Source organism: Ruminococcus sp. NK3A76, assembly GCF_000686125.1.
Classification (GTDB): domain Bacteria; phylum Bacillota; class Clostridia; order Oscillospirales; family Ruminococcaceae; genus NK3A76.
This window is the reverse complement of record NZ_JMMA01000002.1, coordinates 3,284,064-3,300,726: the sequence shown is the minus strand read 5'-3', so window position 1 is coordinate 3,300,726 and position 16,663 is coordinate 3,284,064. Positions and strand designations below refer to the sequence as shown.

General features: G+C 50.1%; 12 protein-coding genes. 8 read left to right on the top strand and 4 right to left on the bottom strand.

What is annotated here, in order from left to right:
• The first annotated feature begins 20 nt into the window (after positions 1-20).
• From CD05_RS0115365 to CD05_RS0115335, 7 genes are all read left to right on the top strand, one after another.
• Positions 21-1,232 (top strand): dockerin type I repeat-containing protein, encoded by a 1,212-nt coding sequence (locus tag CD05_RS0115365; RefSeq protein ID WP_028511226.1) that lies wholly within the window; start codon positions 21-23, stop codon positions 1,230-1,232.
• A 122-nt stretch (positions 1,233-1,354) separates the two neighbouring features.
• Entirely contained in the window at positions 1,355-1,873 is a 519-nt protein-coding gene (locus CD05_RS0115360; protein ID WP_028511225.1) for a MotA/TolQ/ExbB proton channel family protein, read from the top strand.
• Entirely contained in the window at positions 1,870-2,385 is a 516-nt protein-coding gene (locus CD05_RS0115355) for a hypothetical protein (RefSeq protein ID WP_028511224.1), read from the top strand. Before CD05_RS0115360 ends, CD05_RS0115355 begins: the two co-directional genes overlap by 4 nt.
• A 21-nt stretch (positions 2,386-2,406) precedes the next feature.
• Complete coding sequence (locus CD05_RS19045) at positions 2,407-2,859, top strand: hypothetical protein (protein ID WP_051589070.1); 453 nt, start codon at positions 2,407-2,409, stop codon at positions 2,857-2,859.
• A gap of 142 nt (positions 2,860-3,001) precedes the next feature.
• Complete coding sequence (locus CD05_RS0115345; RefSeq protein WP_028511223.1) at positions 3,002-4,255, top strand: folylpolyglutamate synthase/dihydrofolate synthase family protein; 1,254 nt, start codon at positions 3,002-3,004, stop codon at positions 4,253-4,255.
• Between the two features lie 295 nt (positions 4,256-4,550).
• Positions 4,551-5,399 carry a DUF6363 domain-containing protein gene (locus tag CD05_RS0115340; protein WP_028511222.1) on the top strand — a complete coding sequence of 283 codons (849 nt, stop codon included), beginning with the start codon at positions 4,551-4,553 and terminating at the stop codon, positions 5,397-5,399.
• Positions 5,400-5,416: 17 nt separating this feature from the next.
• The gene (locus CD05_RS0115335; RefSeq protein ID WP_084262220.1) at positions 5,417-6,265 is read left to right on the top strand and encodes a metallophosphoesterase; all 849 of its coding nucleotides are present in this window, start codon (positions 5,417-5,419) and stop codon (positions 6,263-6,265) included.
• Between the two features lie 209 nt (positions 6,266-6,474).
• Here the strand turns inward: CD05_RS0115335 and CD05_RS19040 are convergent, their stop codons facing one another.
• From CD05_RS19040 to CD05_RS0115320, 3 genes are read right to left on the bottom strand one after another with little or no spacing between them, the layout of a single operon-like run.
• Positions 6,475-7,935: an HD domain-containing phosphohydrolase gene (locus CD05_RS19040; protein WP_037323082.1), complete on the bottom strand. Its 1,461-nt coding sequence runs from the start codon at positions 7,933-7,935 to the stop codon at positions 6,475-6,477.
• 16 nt (positions 7,936-7,951) lie between these two features.
• Positions 7,952-8,329: a response regulator gene (locus CD05_RS0115325; protein ID WP_028511220.1), complete on the bottom strand. Its 378-nt coding sequence runs from the start codon at positions 8,327-8,329 to the stop codon at positions 7,952-7,954.
• Positions 8,326-12,030 carry a cache domain-containing protein gene (locus CD05_RS0115320; protein ID WP_028511219.1) on the bottom strand — a complete coding sequence of 1,235 codons (3,705 nt, stop codon included), beginning with the start codon at positions 12,028-12,030 and terminating at the stop codon, positions 8,326-8,328. Before CD05_RS0115320 ends, CD05_RS0115325 begins: the two co-directional genes overlap by 4 nt.
• Before the next feature lie 391 nt (positions 12,031-12,421).
• Between CD05_RS0115320 and CD05_RS0115315 the strand changes: the two genes are divergently transcribed.
• The gene (locus CD05_RS0115315) at positions 12,422-14,434 is read left to right on the top strand and encodes a hypothetical protein (RefSeq protein WP_028511218.1); all 2,013 of its coding nucleotides are present in this window, start codon (positions 12,422-12,424) and stop codon (positions 14,432-14,434) included.
• Positions 14,435-15,329: 895 nt separating this feature from the next.
• On the opposite strand, the gene CD05_RS21370 is transcribed toward CD05_RS0115315, so the two are convergent.
• On the bottom strand, positions 15,330-16,598 hold the full coding sequence (locus tag CD05_RS21370; protein WP_028511217.1) for a family 16 glycosylhydrolase: 1,269 nt from the start codon (positions 16,596-16,598) through the stop codon (positions 15,330-15,332).
• Between the last annotated feature and the right edge of the window lie 65 nt (positions 16,599-16,663).

Below are 16,663 nucleotides of genomic sequence, written 5' to 3'. Positions count from 1 at the left end.
GATACAAGGGGAAAGACGATATGAAAAAGGCTTTATCGCTGCTCACAGCACTCGTGCTGGTGATAGCCCTCGGGGCGTTTTTGCCGGAGGGCGTGCTTAAGGCAAAGGCACTTGATGAGATAAAGAACTTAACGGTAAGCTATGACGGCGTGCTCTCATTTGACAGGGTGGAAGGTGCTGCGTATTACCGCTTTATCCTGCGTGAAGAAAACAATATGCACGATGTCTACATAGAAGACATACCCGACACCGGCAGCAGCAAGCAGAGCTTTGATCTTTCAGACTATGCGACAGGCGGAAAAGAATACACAGCAAAGCTCACAGCCTACGACAATAACAGAAAAGCCCTCACAGGCACGCAGACAAAGACCTTTACCCTCAAAAGGGTGACAGGTGTAAGGATACTCCGCAGCACCACGCTTCACTGGAACGGCTACGAAGGCGCTAAAGCATACCGCATAAACATCGACATAGGGGCTTCCGCCCACACAAGCTTCACTGTAAATGATCTGATAGAAACAGACGGCGCATTTTCATTTTACGAGGAGCTGAGCGACCACATGAAAGGTATGCGCTCAGGCGATTACACCATATCCGTGACTGCCCTTGGCTTAAGCACGGGCGGCACATACACAGAACTTGCATCATCAAGGTCGGTCGTGCTGCATTATGTAAACACCACCTCCTCATTCCCGGACAGGGCGGATATAACCGTTACTGCACCTACTGTCGGGGCAGCACCTGCGACTGCGGCAAGCATAAAGCTCAACTGCGGCGGCCTGGCAAGCAGTTCTGTAAGGTGGTGTACCTACCAGGACAAAGGCGGCAGCGTGACTTCCTTCAAGGGCGATAAGTTCCTGCCGGGCGGAAAATACGCAGCGTCCATTGAGATGACTCTTGATGAGAACACATTCTTTGACAGCACGGCAGAGGGCAAGGAAGGCTCGGCAACAGTAAACGGCGTGTCTGCCACAGTAACGAATTCCTCGGGAATGCAGAAGCTGTATGTAAGATTCTACTTCGACCAGCTGCCCGGCCGTATACCGGGTGATCTGAACGGTGACGGGAATACAGACCTCAAAGACGGCCTGCTCATAAGTCAGCATCTTGCCGGCTGGAAGGTCGCAATAAACGAGAGCAATGCCGACGTAAACAACGACGGCAAGGCAGACCTTAAGGACGGTCTGCTGTTAAAGCAGTATCTTGCCGGCTGGAAGGTAACGCTCAGATAACCAAAAGCTCAAAAAGCCTTGCACTGTGCAGGGCTTTTTCTTTATTTTACTATTGCATTTTTCTGAAATATGTGTTATTATTGATATGTGAGAATTATCATTCCGACTGAAGGTGATAAAAGATGTTTAGTGTCATTTTTTCAAATATAGCAGGGTTTGATGCTGTGATATTCCTTGCAGGCATCGTGAACGCAGTCGTTTACTACTTTGCATTCGCTGCTGCAAACGAGCTTTACAGGAAAATGCATCTTACCGTTTTTGTACCCGACAATGACGACTCAAAGGCGCAGGCCGAGGCAGCTGTAAACAGGCTCACCGAGACTGAGCTCACCGAGATGCGCACACGCTGCGGCAAGCTCTACAGCGTGTTTGTAAACCTCACGGGTATTTTCCCTCTGCTCGGTATCTTAGGCACTGTGGCGTCGCTTTTGTCTGTTATGGACGATATGTCAAACGCACAGAACAACTTCTACGCAGCACTCACCTCCACCTTCTGGGGGCTGGTGTTCGCTATCATATTCAAATTCCTTGACGGCGTTATCTCGGCCAAGATAGAGGATAACGAAAAGACCGTGGCGCTCTTTCTCCAGCGCAACTGGGAGGGCAGGAAGGCCAAAAGGGACGAGGAAGCGGTATCATGAAGCAGAAGGGCATAATCATCGAGCTCACCTCGCTGCTTGATGTCATACTGATAATGCTTTTCTTCGTGATGATGCAGTCGAGCCAGCAGAGCGAGAACTACCGTGAAAAGGCCGACGAGGAGATAGCTCAGGCACAGGCTCAGACCGAGCAGATGAAGCAGGAGCTTGAAACGGAAAAGAAAAAGGAAAAGATGCTTGCAGATGCGCTGACAGGCTTTGAGGGCGGCGAGCTCTACGAGCTTAAGATCAGCTTTGACGAGACATCAGATGTGCTTGTGCTCTCATTCGCAGGCGAGGAGCTTGACAGACTGGGCTTTGAGCAGACCGAGGAGATAGAGCGTGCTGTCACCAACATCAAGATACCCGAGGGCTCGGCGGTGCTGGCGGCTGTTATCTACGACGGCAACAAGGTGCTTTTCCGTGATATGCAGAGCATAAGGGCAGCGCTTGACAAGCTGTCAAAGGAAAATGACAATATATACATAGGATATATTGATACGTCAATAAAATAATTATCAGGAGGGTGAAAAACAATGGCAAAGCAATACGATGAAAGAGACCGCAAAAAGGACAAGAAGAAAAAGGGCAAGGGGCCGATACTGTTCCTGATACTTTTACTTCTGATACTGGCACTTTTATGGCTGATGAATTACTTAGGCCTGGGCTTCGGCTTCGGCAAGGGCAGCGGCGGCTCGTCAAGCGGCAGCGACAGCGTTGCGGCATCGACTTCCGACAGCAACACAGAGACCACAAAGACAACAGTCACAGTTACAGTCAAGGGCTCGACATACGTTTATGACGGCGCAGAGCTGACTCTTGACGACCTCAAGACCAAGCTCTCGGAGCTCGACAAGGACAAGACAGTTATAGAGCTCAAGGACGACGGCGCAGTTGAGAATGCTATGGCTGATGCAAAGGCTGCTGTTGAGGGCGTTGGCCTTTCGATAGTCAACACATCTGACGACACGAGCAGCGAGGCTTCTTAAATACTTGATAATTTCTTCCCCTTTTCCCGTTTCGGGGAGAGGGGAAACTGTTTAATGCATAATGCAGAATGCAGAATGCAAAATTGAGGTGTGCCCTTCGGGCACGATATTTAATACCCTCATGCTTACGAAAGGAAAAACTATGTGCAGCGAATGGCAGCAGTTTCTTGATACATTTTCACGGCTCGGCAAGCGTGCGGTGGGGCTTGGGCGGATAACGGCGCTCTTGAAAGCCCTCGGCGAGCCACAGAAAAGCCTTGACTTTATACACATCACAGGCACAAACGGCAAGGGCTCTATCTGCGAGATGCTAAGCGAGGTATTTATCCGCTCGGGCTACAAGACAGGGCTTTTCACCTCGCCGTACATAAGAGAATACAACGACCGCATAAGGATAAACGGCGCAAATATCTCCGACGAGGAGCTGGCCAAACTTTTGCCGAAAGTAAAGGCAGCAGCAGAAAGCACGGGCTTTATGTCTGACTTCTCGCAGTTTGAGATAACTCAGGCAGCGGCGTTTTGCTATTTTGCAAAACAGGAGTGCGACATAGTCATTCTCGAAGCCGGGCTCGGCGGCCTGCTCGACAGCACGAACGTGATAGATAAAAACGTCTGCTCGGTAATAGGCTCGGTATCTTTCGACCACACGGCGGTGCTCGGCGAAACGATCGAGGAGATAGCTTTTCAGAAAGCCGGCATAATCAAGCCCGGCTGCCCCTGCATCTTAAGCCCCTGCAACGACGAGCGTGTGGTGAGGGTGTTTGAAAAGGCAGCGAGCGAAAAGGGCTCAGAACTTATCATACCTGATATGAGCAGCATCAGGCGGCTCGGAGAGGGGCTTGACAACGGCTTTTACTTTGACGGCCTGAGATGCTTTGAGGGCGAATACTCCCCTGCCATGGCCGGCGAACACCAGATAAGAAATGCCCTTTCGGTGATATACGCAAGCTACTATGCTGACAAAGAATACGACATATGGGCGCAGGCTGTAAAAGACGGCATAGCTGCTGCCACGATACCCGGAAGGGCGCAGTACATCTCAAAGCAGCCGCTGCTTATCCTCGACGGCGGCCACAACCCCGACGCAGGCAAGGCGCTTGCGCAGGTGCTTTCATCTGAGGGCGGCGGATTTACAGCGCTTATAGGTATGTCAGCTGACAAGAACATCGCAGATTACCTGCGGTATGTGATGCCTTACATAGACCGATTTCTCTGCATTGACGACTACTGCGACAGAGCGCTTGACAAGGGCGAGCTTGCTTCTCTTATAGTCTCTCTCGGCTCACAAGCTAAGGTATCGTCGCTTAGCGAGGGGCTTGATGAAGTAAAGAGCCAGAGCAAGGGGCTTATCTGCGGCAGCCTGTTTTTAGTGGCGGCAGTCGAGGGGAAGATTTAAGGAGATAAATAGGAATTTATCTTAACAGGTAACAGGTAACAGGTAACGGGTAACAGGTAACAGGTAATGTGTCGGCTTGCGCCGACAGATGCCCATTCGGGCTGTTTGGGTGACGATATTTCCTATTATGAGCAAAATACTTAGGTTGAGAGTCCGAATGGACATATCGTCCGCCAAAGGCGGACACCTCAACTGTTACCTGTTACCTGAATTTGCAGCGGCTGCGCCGCTGCAAATTCCGATTCATCTCAGAAACACTTTCATAGCAAAGAAAAATCATAAAGGAGACAGTATTATGCTTGGTATTACCTGCGAGGGCGGTGCGAGCAGGACGGTTTATTCCTGCGGCATACTTGACAGATTCTTAGAAAGTGACATAATGTGCGACCGCTTTATCGGCGTATCGGCAGGCATAGCGTTCGGGGTGTCATACATCTCGAAACAAAAGGGGCGCAATCTCTCGCTTGCAATTGACTTCATGCCTACAAAAAAATACATGGGCGCACATCATCTTCTGCGCCCGTCGAATATGAGCTACTACAACTTGGATTACGCATTCCACGACATTCCCTGCAAGCTGCTGCCGTTTGACATGAAAGCCTTTGCGGAGTTTAAAGGCAGCGTCGAGGCAGTTGTCACAAATGTCGGGACAGGGCAGGCGGAGTATCTTGAATGCCCGAGAGATGATGAGGATTTCATGCTGCTGCGTGCAAGCTGCGCTTTGCCGATGCTTTTTCCGATGATAGAGATAAACGGCAAGAAATATCTCGACGGCGGCCTTGCGGATTCTATACCCTTTAAGCACATGATAGAGTCAGGCTGCGACAAGAACATCGTGATACTCACCCGTCCGAGGGGCTATGTCAAAAAGGACGAGCCGCTGTTAAAGCTCATAGAAAAGCGCTACAGAAAATACCCTGAGCTGATAGAGACAATGCGCACAAGGGCGCAGCGCTACAACGAATGCATAGCCGAGCTTGAACAGCTGCGGCGTGAGGGCAAGGTCTTTGTCTTCTCCCCCAAGCACACCTTCGGCGTAAACCGCACAGAGAACGACCGTGCAAAGCTCAGGCGGCTCTACGATTACGGCTACGCCCACGCCGAACACGAGATGAAAAACCTTATCAGATATCTTGAAAAATAGAAACGGAGTAATCGGCATTGAAAAACATTGCAAAAATAGGCATGGCCGCTGCTTTCTTCACGGCGGCAGGGATATACATCCACGACAGGCAGCTCGATGTTCACCGCATAACCGTAAGACACGAGCGTCTGCCTGAGGGATTTGAAGGGGCAAGGGTACTGCATCTGAGCGACCTGCACTCAAAGACCTTCGGGGAGTTAAACGGCAACCTCATAAGCTCATGCGAGGCCTGCCGCCCGGACATCATATTCTTTACCGGAGACCTTATCTCACGCAGCGAAGACAGGCGCTTCTTTGATGCGAAGCTGTTTCTGATAGAAAAGCTGACAAACATCTGCGATGTATACTTCATACTCGGCAACCACGAGCAGGACAATCCGCTAAATGCGCAGTACATCTGCGACAGGATAGAGCGCATGGGCGTAAAGATACTGAGAAACATGAGCGAATACATCTGCCGAAACGGCGACAGGATAAAGATAACAGGCCTGCTGCCGCCTGTAGGGAGCTATCACCAGGGGCGCAGCTACAGGAACCTTACACCCGTGACAAAGGAATGTCTTGATGAGCTGTTAGGCGAGTGCGACAGGGAGGAATTCAACATTCTGCTTGCGCACAACCCCCTCTACTTTGAGGGCTATGCCGACTGGGGCGCAGACCTTGTATTCTCGGGGCACTGTCACGGCGGATTGGTAAGGATACCGCTGCTCGGCGGAGTGCTCTCGCCCGAGAGAAGGTTCTTCCCGAAATACACCAAGGGCACATATTTCAGGGACGATTCAAAGATGATAGTCACCTCCGGCCTTGGCAAATTCAGGATAAACAACCCGTCGGAGATAGTCGTCTGCACACTTACCAAAGGATAACAAGCGCCGGCGCATTGTGAACAATGCGCCGGCTAAAAGAATAAAGAAGAAAGAATAAATAAGAAATAATAAAAGAGGTATCGACCTACGGTCGATGATTTAAAATATCATCGGCGCAGCCGATACCTTTATTATTATTTATTCTTTTTTCTTTATTCTTTATTATTTTAGCAACTCAGATGCCGAATACAGCATCTGAGTTGCGCTGTTTATAGTCCGCTGTGGCCGGTGATAGCAAGTGCCATGAGCACTGAGCTGTGTACCGATTTGAGCATTGCGATAAGCGATGCATGGTTGTTGATGACATATGTTTCGTTTGCGTTTGCAGCTTCCTTTTCGATGCTCTTGGCAAGCTCGGAGAGTGCGGCCGCACCGATAGTCCTTGCAGATGATTTGAGCGAATGGACGTGTATGCGGTATTTCTCCCAGTTTCTCTCCTTAAGGGCGTTGTCGAGCGTGAGCTTTCTCTCGCCCGAGCCGGAGGTGAATTCACTAAGCATCTCGATATAGAAGTCAACGTCATTCACGCAGTATTTCATACCGATAGCTGTGTTTATGCCGCCTGCTTCGAGGGTGGATAGGAATGTGAATACCATATCGTCGTCGCCTGTTTCAAGACTTGCAGTTCCGGCAGCTGTCTGGGCTTCGAGCTCACGCAGCAGGTAGTCCTTGTCCTCGTCTATTATCTCAAGCATGATATCCGCAAACACCGGGTCAAACTGCGTGCCCTTGCAGCTCATAAGCTCGTTTCTGATAAACTCCTGGGCGTAGATGCTGTGGTAGCTTCTCTTTGAAGACATCGCATCGTAAGCATCTGCCACGGCGATTATCCTGGCCTCGGTGGGTATATCCTCGCCTTTGAGCCCGTCGGGGTAGCCGTTGCCGTCGTACCTCTCGTGGTGCCACCTTGCGCCTATTGCGAGCTTGGGCATCTCGGTTATGTTTTTGAGTATCTTGTAGCCTACCACCGGGTGCTCCTTTATCTTGTCGTACTCGACATCGGTGAGCTTGGATTTCTTGTTGATGATAGTGTCCTCAACGCCTATCTTCCCGACGTCGTGCAGAAGGCCCAGCATATAGATCTCCTCCTGGTCCTTCTCGGTAAAGCCGTAGCGTCTTGCTATCTCCTTTGCATACTTTGCAACTCGTGCTGAGTGGCCGTTTGTGTAGGTGTCCTTTGCGTCTATGGTGCCTGCAAGCGTCTGCACCACCTGGAGCGAAAGGCGCTCGTTCTTCTCGTGCTCGGCGAGAGCCTCTTTTGTGCGCTCGCTGACCTCGGCCTTAAGGTCGCTTTGCAGCCTTATTAGTTCAAGAGTATGCCTTACCCGCATAAGCAGCACGCTCGCCACGAACGGCTTGCCGACAAAGTCCATAGCGCCTGCTAAAAGCGCCTTTGTCTCGGTGTCCGAATCATCGTCTGCTGTGAGGAATATAACGGGTATGTTCCTGCCGGTCTTTGAGCGCTTTAAGCGCTTCATAGTCTCAAAGCCGTCGATACCCTCCATGTGTACGTCGAGCAGTATAAGGTCTGCATGGTCTTTCTCGACATAATCAAGCAGCTCCTCGCCGGAGCCCAGGCATATGACCTCATAGCCGTTGAAGGTCAGTATCCTTTCTGCCATTTTAAGATTTGAGCGGTCATCATCTGCTATAACGATACGATTAGTCATAATGCTTATGCCCCCCTTATTGCTGTGCGTGTGAAAGTATTTCTGTTACGTCCTTTATATCAAGCGGTTTTGTTATGCAGCCTACTGCGCCGAGCGAGGCTGCGCTTTGTTTTAGCTCGTCTGTCAGCGTGCCTGTCATAAGGCATACATTTACCCCTGAGATGCTCTGCTGCTGCCTTATGCGCTCTATGGTACTGATACCGCTTAGCCCCGGCATCTCGCTGTCGATAAACACCATATCGGGCAGTGCCGAGCTGTCAGCCTGCTGCATCAGCTTCTGAAGCCCCTCCTCGCCCGAGGAGACACATTCTGCCTCGTGGCCTGCCTTCTTCATCATAAAGCCTGCCATACGATGCACAAAGCTGTCATCATCAATAATTAGTATCCTGCTCATTCTATCATGACCTTTCTTACCCCGGATATCAGGGCGGTGTATTCCTCCACAAATGCCTTGTGGTTATCATCAATAACTGCCGTGTGGTTGTCTCTTGCGGCAAATTCAAGCAATCTCGCCTTTTCTGAGAGCACAGCAGCCCCTATAGTCCTGGTGCTGCTCTTTATGCTGTGGGCGGTTATGCGGTAGCTTTCAAGATCCTTTTTGCTGTAGGCATCATTAAGCTGTGCAGTCTTGTCGTCCTCAGCGAATGCTCTTAGCGTATCAAGGTAGAATTCCTTTGAATCCATACAGTAGGAAAGACCCAGCAGCAGGTCTACCCCGTCAAGCGAGCGGCGAAGCTCTGTCAGCTCACTTAGCGTGAAGCTGTCATCATCAGCCTGCGGCTCGGGCTCCGGCTCTGCCTGCGAGATATCCTCAACAAAGGTTATGCACTCCTTGGGAAGATGCTCTGCAAGGCAGTCTTCGAGCGCTTCGACCTCGATAGGCTTTGTGAGGTAATCATCAAACCCGTGCGAGAGATACATCTCCTTGGCGCCGACTATGGCGTTTGCCGTGAGCGCTATCACAGGCACGCTCTTGTCGAGTATACCCTCGGTGCGCATTCTGTCGAGAGTTTCTATGCCGTCAAGCTCCGGCATCATATGGTCAAGGAAGACTATATCCGCCCCGTTCTGTGCAACAAGCTCGATAGCCTTCTTGCCGGAAGGAGCGAGCTGTGCCTCTATGCCGAAAACTCTGAACAGGCTCGCTGCGACCTTAAGGTTCATAGCGTTGTCGTCTGCAACGACCACCTTAGCACCCGGGGCATACAGCCTGCCGGAGGCATTCTCGGGCTTGCCGTGAACGCTCATTCTTGCGCTGTAATCGCCCATGGGCTCATCGTCGGCTATCCCCTGCTCCAGAACAAAGCTGAATGCCGAGCCCTTGCCGTATTCGCTCTTTACTTCGAGCGTGCTGCCCATCATTTCAAGCAGCTTTGTGACAATGCTCATGCCAAGGCCTGTGCCTTCGATATTACGGTTGCGCTTTTCCTCTATTCGTTTGAAGCTGTCAAAGAGATACTTTATATCCTCCTGCCTGATGCCGATACCTGTATCAGCCACCTCGGCAAACAGCTTTACCTTGCCCTCCTCGGTGCTCTCCTGCCTGAGAGTAAGGGTCACGCTGCCATTTTCGGTGTACTTGACAGCATTTGTCAGCAGGTTCATGAGCACCTGCTTTACTCTCACATCATCGCCGAACAGTCTGCATGGGATATTGCCGTCGGCGTTTATCCTAAGCTCAAGACCCTTTGCATCTGCCCTCGGTGCGATAGATGTCACAAGGTCGTGTATCATCGCAGCCGTGTCATACTCGACCTTGATTATCTCCATTTTGCCGTCTTCTATCTTCGAGAAGTCGAGTATGCTGTTTATCAGCGAAAGAAGCGTCCTGCCGGCGCTGCTGATGTCGGAAGCGTAGTCTCTTATCCTCTCGTCACGGCTCTCACGCAGTATCATCTCGTTCATGCCGAGCACGGCGTTTATGGGCGTTCTTATCTCGTGAGACATCTGAGCGAGAAAGCTGCTTTTTGCCGCATCGGCAGCGATAGCTGCATCGGCCGATTCTCTGAGCTTGATATTCGCAGCGTTTTGCAATGCTATCAGGCGTGTCATCACCTTATATACCACCACGATGCACACTACCAGCACGATAAGGCATATAGTGCCGTATATGAGCACATCACGGTATACCACCCATATATTCTTGACGACATATATCGTAAAGCCCGAGCGCTCGTTCTTTGTAGCGAGCAGAGTGCGGTAGCTGTCGTCGTAGTCCTTGATAAAGCGCACGTTCTCGCCTGTCGTGTCGGCTTCCTTATATGGCAGCTCTATGATATTCGTAGAGTCGGTATCGGTCATCTGATAGCTGCCGTAGGGGTGGTTGATTATCTCGCCGCCTGCATCTGCAAGGAAGGCATAGCCTGTACCCGAATAGCTGTCGCCCATGATGTCTATGAGCTTATCCATATAGAAGTCGATACCGAAGTTGCCGAGAAACTCGCCTGTGGTGTCATTATACACCCTCTTTGAGAAGGTTATACAGTAAACGCCTGTCTGCGCATCATAGTACGGGGCGGATATACACCAGCCGTCGTCTGATGCAAGGGTATCCTTATACCACTGTCTGTCTTCAACGTGCCAGTCCTTATCGGGCTGCCAGCCGTTGTTCATATATACCGTATGCTCACGGTCGGGGTTTGTAAAGTATGACACCGATATCTCGGGGTACTGCTTGGTTATCTTGTTGAGCCATTCGACCGTGCCGTAGTAATCGTCAAGCATATCAGGGTCGGTCGAGATATAGGTGCTGAACATATCAAGAATGCTCTTTTGCGTAGTCACCCATTCTGAGAGCTGGGTCTCATACATTGCGACCTCACGCTGCATCCTGCCCTTGCCCCAGCGGAAGGTGGCTGTTATATTGATATAGATGCATATGCCCATAACGAGCATGAGCGCAAAAAGTATTATCGTTCTGAAATGGCGGCTGAGCCTTATCTCACGGTGCTGCTGCCTGTCACGCTGCTCCTTCTCGCCACGCACGATGCTTGAATAGGAAAGTATCTCGCCTATCTTTTCGGAAAGGCGTGTGCCGGCTTCTCTTATGCTTTCAAGGTCACGCTGATAGTCAGAGGTACTTCGCTTGCTGCCATGGCTCGATGCCGAGACTATCCTTGCAAGCGGCTCCTGAAGCTCGGAGCTTATGCTCTGCAAAAACTCCTCCTTGTATGCCAGTGCGTCCTTGGCAAGCCTTGCCGAGCGTGCGCTGGATATACACATGATGATGACTATGCCGAAGATGAGTATGGATATGCCTATCATCGCAAACATCTGCATATACGAGGTCTTATATAGCGTCCAGTTGTTCTCGCTCACTATAAGATACCAGCCAAAGCCTGAGTGCGTCGCAAAAAGGTTCTCATTGCCCTGCGTTGAGGTAACTGTGCCGCTGCTGTTCTTTGCAAGCGAGAAAATAGCCGCATAGTCGGGCATTTCCTTCGCAAGGCTTCCGCCCACGAGCGATTCGTCGCTGCAGCCGGCGATTATGCCTTCCTCTGTTACGATAACAGCGTTCTTGCTGCCGTTATTATAAAGGCTGTTTATATGCTGCTGTATGCTCTCCATAGTGTAGTCGTTGGCGACTACCGTCTCATTATCATCAAGCACTATCGACACGGTATAGCAGACATTGCCTGTCATAGCGTCGATATACGGGTCGGTGACATACACCTCGCCGCCGCTTCTCACAGCGCCCTTATACCAGCTTCTGTCTGTCACCTTATAGTCGCCGGGCTCTGAGAAATCGGGTATGATATACCAGTCCGGGTTGCCGACGTAGGTGTTGAAGCAGACACCGTTCGTTCTCTCATAGTTTTCCTTCTGCCTGTCGTATATCATCTCTATGAGTCTGAGCCTGCCTGCTTTCATTTCCATATACGGCTGAACATCGAGTGCAAGACGCATAACGTCCTGCTTGGCTATGCTTATCGTATCTTCAAGCTCACCGCCTATAGCTTCGAGCTTGTTTGTGCCCGACTCCTTCGTCTGCTGCGAGGTGAGCCTGAACACAAGGACTATCTCCATAGCGATAGCCGCAAGCAGAGCGATCGCTATAACTATTATAACAGTTACTATACTGCTTTTTCTTTTCATTGGCCTCACCTTTACAGTGTTACATCCTGACATTTGGTTCTCACAAAATGCCTTCAATGCTTTATTATAACATATTTTTTTAATAAAATCAAGAAATAACTGCTATACATCAACAGTCACACCACGCCGGAATGATTTTTGGCGGATTGCCTAAAATCACCGTATCTTTGGCGACTTATGGCAAGGGAAATTTGGATATTATGACGAAATTTTGAACAGATCAGGCGATGATACACGATCTTTGCCGCAGATACAGGCGTGAAAATGCCGCTGAAATATGTTAACAATATGTAAACATTGCAGATTTCTGTTGACAAGAGCGGTGTGTTTGTGTTATATTGAAATACTCACCTGACGGCAGGTAAAAGAAAAAACACGGAGGGGATAGAAAATGAATTACGATCAGCTTCTTTTTTCACAGCTGCGGCTCGCTGCTGTGCGCATAACAGACAACACGCCTGATGACGAGGCTCTCGTCAGGGCTATGACAGTAAACGAAGAGCTATTATCGCTCGGCTATACCCTCGCTCCAAAGGATATAGCAGTGCTTGCCTGCGCTGAGGACATAGGCAGCTTTGTTTCAAGGATAAGGGAATACATAGGCGATGTCAAGGCAGACCCGATGTACCCTGATTTTCCGCAGCAGGTAATGGAGATGGACGAGGCGGTATTCCGCTTCCACCAGATGCTGCACTATCTCTCGACCTACGGGATAGAGCTTTTCACAGGGCAGAAGGTCTCAAAGGGCTGGCTGCCTGAAATGGAAAAGACCGGGAAGACAGAGCAGAACCCTGCACTTCTCGAAGCCAAGGTGCTGGCTCTTATTGATGAAAAGGACAAGTATATAGTTCCCTACACCAGGATACTCACAAAGACCGAGCGCATGGACGACAAGGAAAAGATGATGATACCCGAGTGTCTTGCTCACCTGACTACCGGGCAGATAACAGGCGTTAAAGTCACCTTCAAGCAGAACCTGCTCGATGTGTTCAACTCGGTGTTCACATCAGCCGAGCTCGACAAGAAGCGAAAGCTCGAAGTGCTCCACTCTGTCTGCCAGCACACTGGCGATGTGTGGAAGTGCATGGACTACGCTCTCACAAGGGCAGGCTTCCATTTCAGGACCTCGCAGAAGCGCCTCATAGTCAAGCTGCTTGAGAGCTATCCTGCAGCTGACTTCAAGGAGAACATGATACTCTCAAACAAGAAGGGAGAGAGAACACTGCTCATGCTCAAATTCATCGACTTCAACGAGTATTCAAGAAGCGATGAGCACAAGGCAGCAGTTGCGGCTTTCAGAAACGGCGAGCTGCGCTCGTGGGAGTCAAGGGCGAAGTATCTCGTATCGGTAAAGAGCCCCGAGGCTATCGCCTACTACTCACAGCGCCCCGGCATAATGCTAAGGCATCTGACATATCTGCTGCGAAACGGCTACAAGGCAGACATCGTATACAAGACGATGCTTGACAAGGCATTCTCGCTCAGGATACAGACGCTTGTGAGCCTTGCCTCGCACTTTGAGCGTCCGGCAGAGGTATGGGAAAGCGATGAGCGCTTCAAGGAAGCAATGGTCATCAGCATACTTCTTAATCAGCTGCTCATGCGCCGCTTCATGGCCTGCAACACCCCCATAAAGGGCAAAAAGGTATACATAGACGAGAGCGGATTTGACTTTGAGCAGTCGGCATTACGGGTGACTGACAAGTCGTCAGAGGGCGGCTACATTCGCTCAGGCCTTGCATACAGGATACCTGAGGACATAAAGAGGATACGCTTCTTTGTTTACTGGAACGACAAGGAAAGGGTAGACGTTGACCTGCACGGTGCCGCAAAGGACCTTGAAGGCAAGCAGATAAACGTCGGCTGGAACTCAAAATACAAGACCGACGAGATAGTTTTCAGCGGTGATATAACCCACAGCGACGCTGCCGAGTACATAGACATCGACCTTGAAAAGGCTGCAACCTCGGTCAATTTCGTGACTGCGAACATAAATCTTTTCTCGGGCAAGCCCTGCTTCGGGGATATCGAGGAGTGCTTCGTGGGCGTTATGGCAGTAAACGAGGTCGGCAGGGAGGTCGAGCTATACGACCCGAAGAACTGCTTCTTCACGCACTACCTGACCGGCAGATACAGAGCTATAAACTACGGCTACGTTGACGTTCAGAACAGGTGCATCGTATTTGACGGCGTGCAGTGCTCGACCGGCGGCAACGACTACTACCGCTCATTTACAAGAAACAACGCCTTCAGCGTGGAAAAGTATCTCACTGTGCTTTTCAAGGGTCAGTGGGCAACAAAGGTCGATACCCGTGAGGAGGCAGACGTTGTACTTGTTATGGGCAAGCCTGCCGACGACAAGGAAGTAAGCCTGATAGATAACAACTTCTTTATGGACAGCTGACTTTATCAGTTAACAGTTAATAGTTATGTGCCCATTCGGGCTTGCGGCTTTATGCAAAGCCCGCATTTTACATCTTGACTTTCAGGTCAGGATGTACTATAATAATGTTAAGGCAACACCGCACGAAGATTGTGCGCAAATTGCGCAGTCAGCTTTTTCGTCAGATTGCACAGATTTTCCGAAGGAATACTACCGTATTTCAAGGAAAAAATGTGTAATATGACGGAAAAGATGCAAGTAAGTTGCGTACAAAGCCTTCAGGCGGTCTTTGTGCGGTGTTGCCTTAAACACAACAGGCGTTGCGCACACCTTGTGGCAGCTTCCTTTTACATATTTCCGAACGGAAGGTCCCGGTTGGGACGCCGTATGTTTGTGTGCAGTCAGTCTGCTGTCATTTTGCCTGTTGTTTTTGTAGTTAAGCGTTCGGCTATGCGTATTATGCAGTCTACTTTTAACGTTCTGGTTAGACGGCATAGCCTGAGTCTGCTGCATGATAGCTTAACGAGTCAAAACGCATTTCAAGCGTTGCTTGGGGAATATGGTTCAAATCCGTATTATCGTGACTTCCTTTTATTCGTTGGTGACGGCAGTGTCCCGAGACGTCGGGCCTGTCAAGTGTTCCCCTTATAGCAGTCGGTCACAAAATAGCTTGAAAAAAGTCAAGCGTTTGCTCGCCCCCTAATGAACCCCACCGGCGGGGAAATGACATCCTTTTAGAAAATGCCACCATTATTTTCAAGGGCGACTGAGTCAGTCATTGGATAGCTTGACTTAATGTGAAAACACTGCCCGGAGAGCATGAGCTCTCCGGGCTTTTTGCATATCTGAAAACAAAAATGCAGCACCGTCAGCCTTTCAGCCGCCGATGCTGCAATTCTTTACTCTATTCCTGTTATCAGTAAACTGCCTCTATGTTCCAGAGCTGGTTGTTAGCGCCTGTGTATCTCCACTGGAGAACATTTGCGTTGTCAGCTGTAGATCTGCCGGAAACGTCGAGAGCCTTGCCGCTGCCTCTGTTTATGATAGCGTAGCTGTTGCCGACCTTTCTGAGCTCCCACTGCTGAGCGCTGCCGCCGTTGTACGAGCACTGCTGAACATTTGCGCCGTCGTTCTTGCTGCCCCATGCAACATCAAGCACCTTGCCGCTGTTTGCACACTTGATGACATAGTAGCCGTTTGACTGCTTCTGGAGATACCACTTCTGGTTGTTCTGGCCGTTATAGCGATACTGGAGAACATTTGCGCCGTCATTCTTGCTTGCGCCCGAAACGTCAAGTGCTTTGCCGCTGTTTACGCACTTGATAGCATACTTCTGGTTGGAGTTGAAGTTTGCCGAGCTGTTGCTGTAGTTGTTATTGTTATTGTTATTGTTGTTATTATTATTTTTATTGTAGTTTGTGTTATTATTGCTGCTGTTGTTATTGCTGCGGCCCGATGAAGGAGCTGTGTAGCTTATCCAGTCATACTGAGCTGTGAGCGGAGCTCTGCCGTTATAGTGTTTTAACCACTCGTCAACGCCTTTGCCGTTCCATACGTTCATCATTATTCTGCCGGGAGTCTGCGGGATATCTCTGTAAGCTGTGTATACAGGCTTCTTGTCAACATACCATGTGATGTGTGTTCTGTCCCAGTAGAAGCCGTACTGGTGGAATGACTGCGATGCGTCAAAGCCTAAGTTATAAACATACTCGTGGTTGCCCTGGCCTTTGGTGTAGTAGTTGAACTGCACCTGATTTGTGTTCTTGCCTAAGAATTCGATATCTATCTCGTCCCATACAGTGCCGTCAGAGGGGCCTGTATATGTGAAGAACGAGCTTACAACGCCGTCGTTCTTGATAGGCTTCATGCTTACATCGTACATACCGAAGCCGAATGCCTGAGTTGTACGGTACTCAGCGCCCTTATAGCCCTGCCAGCTGTTGCCGGTGATCGAAAGGTTCATCTTGCCGCCCGAGAACTGAACGTTGTTCTTGCTCCAGGTGCAGTCGAACATTCCGCCGTTTGACCAGCCGTCAGAGGCTTCCATTTTGCCCCAGTCATAGCTGTCAAATCCTGTGCCGAAGTAGCTTCCGGTAAATGTAGAAGCTGCCGTGGTCGGCATCACCATCATGCTCAGCGACATAGCCGCTGCTGCGAGTGCGCCGATAAGTCTTCTAAGTTTCATCTCAACACAACCTCCTGTCGTTGTTGCTGCTGAAGTGGGATAACCTCCGGATACCCCGTTCCGAC